The organism is Phyllobacterium sp. YR531, assembly GCF_000282595.1.
Taxonomy (GTDB): domain Bacteria; phylum Pseudomonadota; class Alphaproteobacteria; order Rhizobiales; family Rhizobiaceae; genus Phyllobacterium.
Map to the genome: position 1 here is coordinate 33,344 of NZ_AKIZ01000002.1, position 13,879 is coordinate 47,222.

Sequence of the window (13,879 nt, forward strand, 5' to 3'; positions counted from 1 at the left end):
ACTGCCAAGCAAGAGATTGCGCTCCAATCATCCGGGGCGCAGGATGATTACGATTCTGTGAAGATGCTTGGGGCCCGGTGACTTGAAACGTAAGGGTTGCCACTCCAAGTAATAGTTAAGCCGCATAACTGGTGGTACGCCGCTCAAAACATGGTTTCCGGACTGGAGTATTTTCTCCCATTCATCCTCCGGAAATCATGAAACCAAAGGGTACCCGGACGCGGTGATCTGGCCTGATGGCCTGAGAAAGGACACTGAAATGACGGTTGCAAGCAAGAAGACACCGGCGGGTGGTGAGAGCGGGCTTTATGCCGTTTTGCCATTGCGCGATATCGTTGTCTTCCCACACATGATTGTTCCACTCTTCGTCGGACGCGAGAAATCAATTCGTGCACTTGAGGAAGTGATGGGCGTCGACAAGCAAATCCTGCTTGCCACACAGAAAAACGCTGCGGACGACGATCCCCAGGCTGATGCCATCTACACAGTTGGTACAATTGCCAACGTCCTGCAATTGCTGAAATTGCCGGACGGTACAGTCAAAGTACTTGTTGAGGGTATTGCTCGCGCTGAGATCACAAGTTTCAGCGACCGCACGGATTATCACGAAGCCAATGCAACGACGCTGGCCGAACCAGAAGAAGATCCGGTCGAGGTTGAAGCTCTTGCGCGCTCCGTTGTGTCGGATTTTGAGAATTACGTAAAGCTGAACAAGAAGATTTCGCCTGAAGTTGTTGGCGCTGCCGGTCAGATTGAGGACTACTCGAAGCTTGCTGATACGGTTGCATCACATCTGGCAATCAAGATTCCAGAAAAGCAGGACATGCTTTCAATTCTTTCCGTGCGCGCACGGTTGGAAAAGGCAATGTCGTTCATGGAGTCTGAAATCTCTGTTCTCCAGGTGGAAAAGCGTATCCGTTCGCGCGTAAAGCGCCAGATGGAGAAGACCCAGCGCGAGTACTATCTGAACGAACAGATGAAGGCGATCCAAAAGGAACTTGGTGACGGCGAAGACGGTCGTGACGAAGCTGCCGAGCTGGAAGACCGCATCAAGAAGACCAAGCTTTCCAAGGAAGCCCGTGAGAAGGCCAATGCCGAGCTCAAGAAGCTGCGTCAGATGAGCCCAATGTCTGCCGAGGCGACAGTTGTTCGCAACTACCTTGATTGGCTGCTGTCGATTCCTTGGGGCAAGAAATCGAAGGTCAAGAACGACCTGAATCTTGCTGACGAGGTGCTGGACGCTGAACATTACGGTTTGGACAAAGTCAAGGATCGCATCGTTGAATATCTGGCGGTACAGGCGCGTTCCACCAAGATCAAGGGCCCAATCCTTTGCTTGGTCGGTCCTCCCGGCGTGGGCAAGACTTCGCTGGCCCGCTCGATTGCCAAGGCTACAGGCCGTGAATATGTACGCATGTCGCTTGGCGGCGTGCGTGATGAGGCTGAAATTCGCGGTCACCGCCGTACCTATATCGGTTCAATGCCCGGCAAGGTCATTCAGTCGATGAAGAAGGCGAAGAAATCCAATCCACTCTTCTTGCTCGATGAGATCGACAAGATGGGTCAGGATTTCCGCGGCGATCCATCTTCCGCATTGCTGGAGGTACTTGATCCGGAACAGAACTCAACCTTCATGGATCATTATCTTGAGGTCGAATATGATCTTTCGAATGTGATGTTCGTGACGACTGCCAATACGCTGAACATTCCCGGTCCTTTGATGGATCGTATGGAGATCATCCGTATTGCCGGTTACACCGAGGATGAGAAGCTGGAAATCGCCAAGCGGCACTTGTTGCCCAAGGCAATCCGGGATCACGCTTTGCAGCCGAAGGAGTTCTCGGTATCTGAAGGTGCTATCCGTGCGATCATCCGCAGCTATACACGGGAAGCCGGTGTCCGTAGTCTTGAGCGCGAGTTGATGAAGCTTGCCCGTAAGGCAGTAACGGAAATCCTGAAGACCAAGAAGAAATCAGTGAAGGTCACAGAGGCCAACATTGATGAATATCTCGGTGTCGAGAAGTTCCGTTTTGGCCAGATCGATGGCGAGGATCAGGTTGGCGTTGTTACAGGTCTTGCCTGGACCGAGGTGGGCGGCGAGTTGCTGACCATTGAAGGTGTCATGATGCCCGGTAAGGGCCGCATGACTGTTACCGGCAATCTGCGCGACGTTATGAAGGAATCAATTTCTGCTGCGGCGTCCTATGTCCGCTCGCGTGCAATTGATTTCGGTGTCGAGCCACCTTTGTTCGACCGTCGTGACATTCACGTGCACGTGCCGGAAGGCGCTACACCCAAGGATGGCCCTTCAGCTGGTATAGCCATGGTTACGGCCATTGTATCGATCCTGACTGGCATTCCGGTTCGCAAGGATATTGCCATGACTGGCGAGATCACGTTGCGGGGCAGGGTGTTGCCTATCGGCGGATTGAAAGAGAAGCTGCTGGCTGCCTTGCGCGGCGGTATCAAGACGGTTCTAATTCCGGAAGAAAACGCCAAGGATTTGGCGGAAATTCCTGACAATGTGAAGAACGGTCTTGAGATTATTCCGGTTTCGCATGCCAATGAAGTTATCAAGCATGCGCTTGTGCGCCAGCCGGAGCCAATCGAATGGACTGAACCAGCTCATGTTCCTACAACCGCTGTGGAAGATGATACTGCAGCCCAGATAGCTCATTAACAGCCAAGAAAATCAAAAAGCCGGACACGAAATTGTCCGGCTTTTTTGATTCTACAGCCTGCCGCTAAAAGCTAACGTTTGCTGCCAGTCTCGCCGTCGCATCCTTTACCAGAGCCTCTAGCGTCGGTCTTGCAGGGGCAAAGAAAGTGGTACCAGTGAGCGGAGTAGAATAATCCAGCAATCTGTCATAGTTGCCGGGCGGATCGCCCAGGTACATGCGCCTGAGCATTTCCTCTATAACCCACAAATAACGCGAATAACCGATGAAGTAGGTTCCATATTCCTGCTGACCCGGTCGACCGAATGGCATGTTGTCGCGCAGAATATCATGCTCGTTCCCCTCAGCGTCGAGAATAGTAGCCAGAGATTTGTGTGATTTGCGTGGGGCATCATCATCGTCAATCTCAACATTGTCGATTTTCTTGCGGCCGATGATTTCTTCCTGCTCATTGGTTGGAAGTGCCGTCCATTTTCTAAGGTCGTGCAGATATTTTTGCACCACGATGTAACTGCCGCCTGCAAAACCCGGGTCTTCGTCACCTATCAGCGTGCTAGCAGGCAGATCGGTGCCGGTCGGGTTCGCTGTGCCGTCGACGAACCCGAGCAAATCGCGCGAATCGAAATACCGGAAACCAGAAACTTCATCCACAACGGTGGATGAGCTGTCGAGCCTATCGAGAATCATGCGTTCAAGTTCAAAGCAGAGGTCTACGCGCTCTGATCGGATATGAAAGATCAGGTCGCCGGGCGTGGCGGGCGCGGTGTGCACAGGGCCTTCGATTCCGGTGAATGAGCGTAGCTCAAGGGGCTTTTTACCGGGCGAAAGCCGGTTCCATAGCTCAGCGCCAATACCCACGATGCAAGACAAACGTGCCGACAAATCGCGGAATCCGACAGTTTTTATCAGATCGTTCAGTCCATCCAACGTGGAACAAAGCTCTGCAAGCGATAAATCGTCATCATTGATGGTAAGAACAAGAAAAACGGCTGACAGCGATAAGGGCGCATCCACACTTTGCGCGTCAATAGTCACCCGGTCCCATTTTTGTTTTGGCACGATTCGACTGTCCTTCCACTGGTTCGCATATAGGCAAGTTCCATGCTAACAGAACTGACAAATGCGCTGCAAAATGAATGTCAACAGTAGTAATTTATTGCGATGCCAGTTGGCTTTGAGGGGGAGTTTTGAAATTTCAATTGCCGTATAAACAGTAAGCCCATCCGGGGCACTGTTTCAACATTCTGATCTTGTGTAGAAAGAATGGTGGGCGATGAGAGACTCGAACTCCCGACATCTTCGGTGTAAACGAAGCGCTCTACCAACTGAGCTAATCGCCCTTCGCAAAGGGTGCGTTCCGGAGCGTTTAGGCGTTTCGAACGATATTGGCAAGGGGGGATGTAGCACTTTTATGAATTGTTTGAAGAGTTTTTCACAATCGCATTTTTCATGGCTACTTGCGCTTGACACTCTCCCGCGAACCCCTTAAACGACCGCTCACGCCGGACAAATTGTTCGGTACGAAAGTGCGCGGGTGTAGCTCAGTTGGTTAGAGTGCCGGCCTGTCACGCCGGAGGTCGCGGGTTCGAGCCCCGTCACTCGCGCCACTTTTCCCCTAGGCAGATCAATATCTTATTTGGCTATCGGAAAAGTGGCGGACCCCGCAAGCTTCACCTCATGATTTCATGATCTTTCAAAGCATCACTTACAAAATGATCCGTCTTATTGTCGATGGTAGCCTTATCGCTCGGCGTAGCTCACGTTTACGCTGCGGCTGCGAGCAGTTTTTGCTTTAAAAGTGTCTCAAGCCAATCGGCGAATACCTGCAATCGCCGTGATAGGTGCTGGCGATGGGGATAAAGCAAGGTCATGGGCATTGGCACTGCTCGATATCCCGGCAAAACCTCGACCAATTCACCAGTATCGATATGAGCCTGGACATCATAGGCGGGGATTTGAATGAGCCCCAGCCCCGCCAGACAGCAGGCTATGTAAGCTTCAGCGCTGTTCACGGTGACACGGCTGGGCACATGCAAGGTAAATTCTTCTCCATTCTCCGTCCATTCCCATTCCATCGAGCGCCCAGAAGAGGGAGATGCATAGTTTACTGCATAGTGAGAATTGAGATCTGCAGGGGAGTACGGAACGCCAAACCGTTTCAGATAATCGGGTGTAGCAACGTTGATCAGGGGAAGCGCCCCGATAGTTCGGCCAATCAGACTTGAATCTGAAAGCGGTCCGACGCGCAGCACGCAATCGATATTGTCTTCCACAAGGTTGACTGCCCGGTCTGTGACGCCGAGATCAATGTGAATTTGCGGATAGCGCTCAAGAAAGTCCGGGAGTGCGGGTGCAATAACCAATCGTCCTATTCGGCCGGGAACGTCCACCCTGAGCTTGCCTGATGGTTGGGCGGCTGTTTGCTTGAATAGGCTTTCGGCATCCTCGAAATCGGAAATAAGCTGCTGACAGCGATCATAGAATACGGTGCCATCCTGTGTTGGGGACACTTTACGGGTGGTTCTATGCAGAAGGCGTGCACCGACTCGCCCCTCCAGTTCCAGAACTGCCGCTGACACGGACGAACGTGGAATTCCAAGAGTGTTGGCGGCACGCGTAAAGCTAGAGCATTCGACAACGCGCGAAAAAATGCGAAAGAGGTCAATTCGGTCCAAAGCGCAGCCATCTCCATTGTGCGGAAAATCTGACAGGTGATGTCGAAATCTCCAGCTTTATTCAGAAAATCTAACCGATATCTTTGATGCATGAAAGCGGGCGCCCGATGCGAACCGTATTAGAAGGAGACCAAAGATATGGCGGATCACGGTATCAAGGGAAAAACAGTCGTCATTGCGGGAGGCGCAAAGAATCTCGGTGGTTTGATCGCCCGCGATCTGGCTGCCCATGGCGCCAAGTCAATAGCTGTGCATTACAACAGCTCGGTAACGAAGGTTGATGCCGATGCAACTGTATCAGCAATCGAGGCTACGGGCTCTAAAGGAATAGCGCTACAGGCCGATTTGACCACCGCTGGCGCTATGGAAAAGCTTTTCCGCGATGTGGTCGCTACCATTGGCCGCCCGGACATCGCTATCAACACGGTAGGAAAGGTATTGAAGAAGCCTATCGCGGAGATTTCAGAAGCTGAATATGACGATATGAGTGCGGTTAATTCCAAAACAGCCTTCTTCTTCCTCAAGGAAGCCGGCAAAAATCTCAACGATAACGGAAAGATTTGTACTCTCGTCACATCGTTGCTGGGAGCGTTTACGCCCTTTTATGCGGCCTACGCAGGGACCAAAGCGCCGGTTGAGCATTTTACACGGGCGGCTTCAAAGGAATTTGGCGAGCGAGGCATCTCGGTAACGGCCATTGGCCCGGGACCCATGGATACGCCATTCTTCTACCCTGCAGAGGGTGAAGATGCTGTGGCCTATCACAAGAGTGCAGCAGCGTTGTCGAACTTCTCCAAAACCGGACTTACCGACATAGAAGATATTGTGCCCTATATCCGCTTCATGGTCTCGGAGGGTTGGTGGATGACGGGGCAGACAATCCTCGTCAACGGCGGCTATACGACGAAGTAAGCTGTCAAAAGAACCAAGAATGCATTTGAATAAACTTCGGCGTCCTGACGGATGCCGGAGTTTTTGTTTTCCCCATGCCTCGTAACAAGCAGTTTGTTCGATTTTTAATTAGATTTAATCATGCTCGGTAAAGCTCAATTAAGCAACAAAATCAGATAGTTTTCGGTAACCATCTCCCTTAAGGACCGCTCAATTCCTGTCGATCTATGTTCACGACGGTTCAACGAAACCACACAAACTTAAAACCAGACAAACAGGACAGGCAAATGACAACTCTCTTCGCACGCTTCATCAAAGACGAATCCGGCGCAACAGCAATCGAATACGGTCTGATCGCAGCTCTTATCTCTGTAGCCATCATTGGCGCAGCAACAACTCTGGGCGGCAGCATCAGCACAACATTCTCCACAATCAGCGGTGATCTGGATACTGCTAACGCCAAGTAACATTACTGATGCTTGGGAGTGCGGGTTTCATGCCAGAACATTTGAACTAGAATAATCGGCATCAAACCTCGCTACCTGATCGCGTCTTATGGAACCAGACCGTTTCCCAACGGTCTGGTTCTTCGTTTGTCAGAGCAAACGATCATCTCATCACAATGATCTCTCGACGATAGTCCCGTTTCGGTGTATAGCGCACGCGCATTGCAGCCCTTTTTACCGGACCCAAAAATATGGAAGAATTTCATAAAGTTCGCCGCCTCCCGCCTTATGTTTTCGAGCAGGTTAATCGCCTGAAGGCCAGCGCGCGAGCCGCGGGTGCGGACATTATCGATCTTGGCATGGGCAATCCGGATCTTCCTACCCCCCAAAGCGTCGTTGACAAGCTGTGCGAGGCGGTTCAGGACCCGCGTACACATCGCTATTCTTCGTCCAAAGGCATTCCTGGGCTACGCCGGGCGCAAGCGGCCTATTATGAGCGCCGTTTCGGCGTGAAGCTCAATCCGGACACGCAAATTGTTGCAACCCTTGGCTCAAAAGAAGGGTTCGCCAATATGGCGCAGGCTATTACTGCGCCGGGCGATGTCGTTCTTTGCCCGGATCCTACTTATCCGATTCATGCATTCGGCTTCATCATGTCTGGTGGCGTTATCCGCTCGATCCCGGCAAAACCGGATGATCATTTCATCCCGGCGTTGGAGCGCGGCATTCGTCATTCCATTCCAAAGCCGCTTGCTCTGATTCTCAATTATCCATCAAATCCCACTGCGCATGTCGCATCGCTCGATTTCTACAAGGATGTTGTGGCGTTTGCCCGAAAGAACGAAATCATCGTGCTTTCGGATCTGGCATATTCGGAAATCTACTTTGATGACGCGCCGCCACCATCCGTGCTTCAGGTGCCGGGGGCAATTGATGTGGCTGTGGAGTTCACGTCGATGTCAAAGACATTCTCCATGCCGGGCTGGCGTATGGGATTCGCCGTAGGCAATGAGCGCCTAATTTCCGCTCTGACCCGTGTTAAATCCTATCTGGATTATGGCGCATTTACACCTATTCAGGTTGCTGCATCGGCGGCGCTGAATGGTGATGGATCGGATATTGCTGAAGTTCGCTCGATATATAAGCATCGCCGTGACGTGCTCGTTGAAAGCTTTGGACGTGCGGGTTGGGACATTCCTGCTCCTGCAGCAACCATGTTTGCGTGGGCACCGATACCGGAGAAGTTCCGCAGTCTCGGTTCATTGGAATTTTCCAAACTGTTGATTGAGCATGCGGATGTCGCGGTTGCGCCGGGCATTGGTTTTGGGGAGCATGGCGATGACTATATTCGTATCGCTCTGGTCGAGAACGAACATCGTATTCGTCAGGCGGCCCGCAGCCTCAAGCGTTTCCTCAGTACTGCTGATGAAAAGCTGCATAATGTTATTCCTCTGAATGCACGCCGTTAAACTAGGGTAGCCCGAAGCGGAATCTGCGGCGCTTACTGCGCGCCGCATCAATGGAAATCCAAGGAAGTGAATGATGAGTGAAGCACTGCGCGTAGGAATCGCCGGGTTGGGTACTGTTGGTGCCTCGGTCCTGAAAATTTTGCGGGACAAGGGCGAAATGCTCACCCGTCAGTGCGGAAAACAGATTGTTGTAACGGCGGTATCAGCGCGCGATGCCAAACGCGATCGCGGTGTGGACTTTTCATCAGCCGCCTGGTTCGATGATCCGGTTGAATTGGCCAAGTCAAACGAGATCGATGTTTTTATCGAGTTGATTGGTGGCGATGAAGGGCCCGCACGCGCTGCTGTCGAGGCTGCACTTAAATCCGGACGTCATGTGGTCACCGCGAATAAAGCCCTTTTGGCCAAGCATGGCGTTTACCTTGCAAAGATTGCCGAAGAAAAAGGTGTGCTGTTGAATTTCGAAGCTGCTGTGGCCGGCGGCATTCCTGTCATCAAGGCGCTTCGCGAGTCTTTGACTGGCAATACGGTATCGCGCGTTTATGGCATCATGAACGGCACATGCAATTACATCCTGACAAGGATGTGGGATGAGGGGATTTCGTTCGAGGATTGCCTCGCGGACGCACAACGCCTTGGTTATGCCGAAGCTGATCCAACCTTCGATATTGAAGGCAATGATACCGCGCACAAGCTGGCCATCCTCACGAGTCTCGCATTCGGCACGCAAATTGCTGCGGATGACATTTATCTTGAAGGTATAAGCAATATTTCACTGGCCGATATCAAGGCCGCTGATGAACTGGGCTATCGTATCAAGTTGCTCGGCGTGGCGCTGAAGACTGAAAGCGGCATTGAACAGCGCGTGCATCCAACAATGGTGCCGGTGGAATCGGTTATTGCCCAAGTGCATGGCGTGACCAATGCCGTTGCAATTGAAACCGATCTTTTGGGCGAGCTTTTGCTTTCTGGTCCCGGTGCTGGCGGCGCAGCGACCGCTTCGGCCGTCATCGGTGATCTTGCAGATATTGCCAAGAGCCGACCTGGCTTTCAGCATGGCCCGGTTTTCGGAACGCCTGCAAAGGCGCTGGCAACATATAAAAGAGCAAAGATGCGGGCTCATGAGGGCGGTTATTTCATCCGTCTGACCGTTCATGACAGGGCTGGTGTGTTTGCCGCGATAGCAAAGCGTATGGCGGATAACGACATTTCGCTCGAGTCCATCGTGCAGCGGCAAAGCGCCGATGTTCAGTCTGAAATTACGAAAACAGTGATTTTGGTAACGCACGAAACGACTGAAGCGGCGGTTAAAAAAGCGCTTGATGGTATCGTCAAGGACGGCCATGCAACCGACAAACCGCAGATGATCCGCATTGAAAGAGCAGGATAAAAACCGGCATAGGACGTTTAATCGATTAGCTTTTTCGGTAAGTGGCTTTTCTTCGGTGCAAGCTCTTGCCGGGTGGTTGCGACTTTGACAAAAGATTTGCATAGCGATGCTACTAAAGCCGCATTGCTGATCTTGAAATGCGGCCATCTCCACAAAAGCAGGAAAAACTATGCCGAAAACTTCTGACCAGACTGACGTAGGCCTTGACCGTATTTTGACCCTTGAGTTGGTTCGTGTGACCGAACGCGCTGCCGTAGCGGCTGCAAGGTTACGTGGACGCGGGGATGAAATGGCTGCCGATCAGGCTGCAGTCGACGCGATGCGTCAGGAACTCAATCGTCTACCCATATCCGGAACCGTTGTGATTGGTGAAGGAGAGCGTGACGAAGCGCCGATGCTCTATATTGGCGAAGAGGTTGGAACCCGCACCGGTCCTGAAGTTGATATCGCACTTGATCCACTGGAAGGCACGACCATTTGTGCCAAAAACCTGCCTAATTCCCTGGCCGTCATTGCAATCGCCGAAAAAGGCAATTTGCTGTATGCGCCAGATGTCTACATGGAAAAGATTGCAGTAGGACCGGGTTACCCTGCCGGCATTATTAATCTTGATGCTCCTGCCATCGAAAATATCATGGCGGTGGCAAAGGCAAAGGGTGTGCCAGTCAGCGAAATCACTGCCTGTATTATGGATCGGCCGCGTCATGCGCGTCTCATCGAAGAAGTTCGCGCGACAGGCGCTTCCATTCGTTTGATCGGTGATGGTGACGTAGCTGGTGTTATCCACACGACTGATCCGGATGAAACAGGAATCGATATTTATATTGGTATCGGTGGTGCTCCCGAGGGTGTGCTGGCCGCCGCAGCACTTCGCTGTATTGGCGGACAGATGCAGGGCCGTCTCCAGCTCAACAGCGACGACAAGATCGCTCGTGCTGCCAAGATGGGCATCAGTGACCCCAAGAAAATCTACACAATGGAAGAAATGGCAAAGGGCGATGTGCTTTTTGCTGCGACCGGAGTGACCGATGGCAACATGCTTTCCGGTGTAAAGTTTGCTCGCGATTATATTCAGACGCACACGGTGGTCATGCGTTCTCATTCGCAGACGGTCCGCGAAATCAAGGCCAAGCATCAGGATATGAGCAAGTTCCAATAATTGGCACTGGATTGGACTTTCGGGGCATTGCATTCCACCGCGGCGGGTGATTGAACGCTCAGATGACATCTGAACGGCTTTTCCTCGGCGTTGGGCAATCGGCTACCGGCCTCAAATGGGTAGACCGGCTCGGTCAGCGCGAAGCCAATATCGCGCTGGCCATGGCACAAAACCATGGTTTTCCAGATATTGTAACGCGCGTGCTCGCGGGCAGGGGCGTCGGATTGGATGAAGCGGCGGCTTTTATGGAGCCGACGCTAAAAAGCCTCATGCCTGATCCTGCATCCCTTACGGATATGGTATCCGCCGCCACGCGTATCGCCAAAGCGATTATCACGCGCGAGAACGTGGCGATTTTCGGCGACTATGATGTGGATGGTGCCTGTTCGTCCGCTATTCTTTCGCGCTTTCTGACGCACTACGGCATCACCAATCGGATATATATCCCGGATCGAATTTTCGAAGGCTATGGGCCAAATCCCACAGCAATGCAGGAACTGGCAGTAGAAGCCTCGTTAATTGTCACCGTAGACTGCGGAACAAACAGTGCTGCAGCAATCGACGCTGCCAAAGCTGCAGGTGCAGATGTGGTCGTTCTGGACCATCATCAAGTGGGGGGCGATCTGCCCGGTGCAGCGCATGCTATCGTGAACCCCAACCGCGAGGATGACTTGTCTGGTCAAGGTCACCTCTGCGCTGCGGGCGTGGTGTTTTTGACCTTGGTGCAAATATCGCGGGTGCTGCGAGAGGGGCAAGCAAAGCTTGATTTTCCCCCGCCAGACCTTCTTTCGCTGCTCGATTTGGTGGCGTTGGCAACGATTTGCGACGTCGTCCCGCTGAAGGACCTGAACCGGGCCTTTGTCGTAAAGGGCGTACTGGTAGCGCGCACCCAGCAGAACGCTGGCCTTGCCGCGCTGGCGAGAGTGTCACGGATTGGTGAACCGCTTAACGCGTTTCATTTCGCCTATATGATTGGACCACGTATCAATGCTGGCGGGCGTATCGGGGATGCAGGGCTTGGTGCGCGCCTTTTGACTCTGGATGATACTGACGAAGCTGCGCGTATCGCTCAAGAGCTGGATAGGCTCAATCAGGAGCGTCAGGCGATGGAGACAATCATGTTGGAACAGGCCGAGGCAGAGGCGATGATTGAGCTTTCTTCTGCATCCGGCCCGGCGGTTCTTGTCACTGCCAGTGAGGATTGGCATCCTGGCATTGTCGGTTTGATTGCAGCACGGCTAAAAGAACGGTCACGCCGCCCGGCATTTGCCATTGCATTTAATTTAAATGGTACCGGTAGCGGTTCTGGCCGTTCGATCAACGGCTTTGATCTTGGCAAGCTTGTCAGAGGTGCTGTCGAGCGCGGTCTGTTACTCAAGGGCGGCGGACATGCGATGGCAGCCGGTATCACAGTCGAACGTGGGAAAATGGGGGCTTTACGAGCTTTTTTTGAAGAACAGTCTGCTGAGATGGTTGGGCAGCTGCGTGAGAACGCCTCACTTGCCATTGATGGCGCCTTGAGCGCCGCCGGCGCGACCGTACCGCTCTATGACACTATGGAAAAAGCAGGTCCATTCGGATCGGGGCATCCACAACCGGTACTGGTCCTTCCTCATCATCGGCTGATCGACGCACGATCCGTGGGCACCAGTCACGTCAAGGCGACTTTGGCGGGAGCGGATGGAAAGCGTATTAATGCCATTGCTTTTCGCGCTGTCGGCAGTGCACTTGGGGATTTCCTCTTCAATCAGGTAGGTCAATCCATTCACGTGGCAGGCAATCTCGCTCTTAACCATTGGAATGGCTCCACGACAACACAGTTTCGCATTCTGGACGCCGCCAAAGCTGTCTGAGTAACCGCGCCACTTGCATTTTTCTTCAAGATATGTTCTCTTTTTGTTCTGAATTGAGAGCAAATAATAATGCGCAAACCTGTCTATGCCGAAAAGCTTTATCTGGATTTTGACAGCTTTTTCGCCAGCGCGGAACAGCAATTGATTCCGGCCTTGCAGGGCAGGCCGGTAGCGGTGGTGCCATTGGATTCGCCACATACAAGCGTAATTGCCGCTAGTCGACAGGCGAAGCCTTTTGGTATCAAAACAGGCACATCCGTCCGAGATGCTCGGGAAAAGTGCCCCGATATTGTGTTTATCGCGGCAAGGCCCGATGTCTACGTAAAGCTTCACAATCGTATTCTGGAAACGATTGAACGGTGCGTGCCTATTGCGGCTGTCCGTTCAATCGATGAAGTGGCCTGTCATTTGCTGGAATCTGAAGCAAGGCAAGCGCAGGCATTGGCGATACGTATCAAGCGCGTATTACGCGATGAGATTGGTCCCATTCTGACATGTTCCATCGGAATCTCGTTCAACGAGCTCCTGGCCAAGATTGCTGCTGAAATGGACAAGCCGGATGGTTTTGTCCTGCTTGATCACTCCGATCTGCCGGGAAAGCTGACAGGTTTGGAATTACGCGATCTTCCCGGCATTTCCAAAGGTATGGAGAGCCGGTTGGAGCAGTCGGGAATCACAGACATTAAAGGCTTGTGGAGTCTTGCACCCAAACATGCTCGTGCCATTTGGAACAGCGTTGAGGGCGAACGATTTGTTTCAGCCTTGCATGGTTATGCTGTCGAAAAACCCGACACCGTGAAGCGTATGTTTGGGCATGGCCGTAACCTGCCACCAGATTGGCGGGCGCCGGAAAAAGTACTTCAATGTGCGAGATTATTAACCCTGAGCGCTGCACGGCGCTTACGCCGGTCGCACTATCGAGCTGCCGCCATGAGTTATACGGTCGGCGTTCGGAGGGACAGCCGGGTAACGCTGGAAGGGGAATTCCGACCTGCACGCGACGATCGTAGTTTTCTCGACTGCCTGAGTGCTTTACATCGCAAAATGGTCGAGGCGGGCGAAATGCGCAATATAAGCTCGGTGACCGTGGTTTTGCATAATCTTTCGGCGGAAGAAGAAGATGGGAAAGACTTGTTCGATACAGGTGAGAGTGTCAAACAACGCGTCCAGTGGGAAAGCGTCTCCGATGTCATAGACAAGATCCGAGTCCGCCACGGATCGAAGGCGCTTAATCTGGGCCCCGCACAGGGCCCAGGTGATTATATCGGCTCGAAAATTGCATTTGGACGCATTCCCGAGCCTGAAGATTTTTAGAAAA

Annotated in this window: 10 protein-coding genes and 2 tRNA genes; 9 read left to right on the plus strand and 3 right to left on the minus strand. The window is 52.5% G+C overall.

The genetic code is table 11. The annotated features are described in order from the left end of the window. Window positions 1-259 precede the first annotated feature (259 nt). Entirely contained in the window at window positions 260-2,680 is a 2,421-nt protein-coding gene (gene lon, locus PMI41_RS00880) for an endopeptidase La (protein ID WP_008120790.1), read from the plus strand. A gap of 64 nt (window positions 2,681-2,744) precedes the next feature. On the opposite strand, the gene PMI41_RS00885 is transcribed toward lon, so the two are convergent. Next, a complete protein-coding gene (locus PMI41_RS00885) occupies window positions 2,745-3,737 on the minus strand; it encodes a Dyp-type peroxidase (RefSeq protein WP_008120791.1) in 993 nt (330 codons plus the stop codon). A 205-nt stretch (window positions 3,738-3,942) separates the two neighbouring features. Continuing rightward, window positions 3,943-4,018: transfer RNA gene (locus PMI41_RS00890), tRNA-Val, on the minus strand. A 190-nt stretch (window positions 4,019-4,208) separates the two neighbouring features. On the opposite strand from PMI41_RS00890, the gene PMI41_RS00895 reads away from it, so the two are divergent. Next, window positions 4,209-4,285 (plus strand) — tRNA-Asp (locus PMI41_RS00895). Window positions 4,286-4,441: 156 nt separating this feature from the next. Here the strand turns inward: PMI41_RS00895 and PMI41_RS00900 are convergent. Continuing rightward, a complete protein-coding gene (locus PMI41_RS00900) occupies window positions 4,442-5,353 on the minus strand; it encodes a LysR family transcriptional regulator (RefSeq protein ID WP_008120793.1) in 912 nt (303 codons plus the stop codon). 138 nt (window positions 5,354-5,491) lie between these two features. On the opposite strand from PMI41_RS00900, the gene PMI41_RS00905 reads away from it, so the two are divergent. From PMI41_RS00905 to PMI41_RS00935, 7 genes are all read left to right on the plus strand, one after another. Beyond that, the gene (locus PMI41_RS00905) at window positions 5,492-6,265 is read left to right on the plus strand and encodes an SDR family oxidoreductase (protein ID WP_008120795.1); all 774 of its coding nucleotides are present in this window, start codon (window positions 5,492-5,494) and stop codon (window positions 6,263-6,265) included. Window positions 6,266-6,531: 266 nt separating this feature from the next. After that, entirely contained in the window at window positions 6,532-6,711 is a 180-nt protein-coding gene (locus PMI41_RS00910) for a Flp family type IVb pilin (protein WP_008120797.1), read from the plus strand. 230 nt (window positions 6,712-6,941) lie between these two features. Then, window positions 6,942-8,159, plus strand: a complete 1,218-nt coding sequence (locus tag PMI41_RS00915) for an LL-diaminopimelate aminotransferase (RefSeq protein WP_008120798.1) — start codon at window positions 6,942-6,944, stop codon at window positions 8,157-8,159. Between the two features lie 73 nt (window positions 8,160-8,232). Beyond that, on the plus strand, window positions 8,233-9,549 hold the full coding sequence (locus PMI41_RS00920) for a homoserine dehydrogenase (RefSeq protein ID WP_040853409.1): 1,317 nt from the start codon (window positions 8,233-8,235) through the stop codon (window positions 9,547-9,549). A 169-nt stretch (window positions 9,550-9,718) separates the two neighbouring features. Next, complete coding sequence (gene glpX / locus PMI41_RS00925) at window positions 9,719-10,708, plus strand: class II fructose-bisphosphatase (protein WP_008120801.1); 990 nt, start codon at window positions 9,719-9,721, stop codon at window positions 10,706-10,708. Between the two features lie 62 nt (window positions 10,709-10,770). Further along, window positions 10,771-12,561, plus strand: a complete 1,791-nt coding sequence (gene recJ / locus PMI41_RS00930) for a single-stranded-DNA-specific exonuclease RecJ (protein ID WP_008120802.1) — start codon at window positions 10,771-10,773, stop codon at window positions 12,559-12,561. A gap of 69 nt (window positions 12,562-12,630) precedes the next feature. Next, window positions 12,631-13,875: a type VI secretion protein ImpB gene (locus PMI41_RS00935; protein WP_008120803.1), complete on the plus strand. Its 1,245-nt coding sequence runs from the start codon at window positions 12,631-12,633 to the stop codon at window positions 13,873-13,875. The last annotated feature ends 4 nt before the right edge of the window (window positions 13,876-13,879 follow it).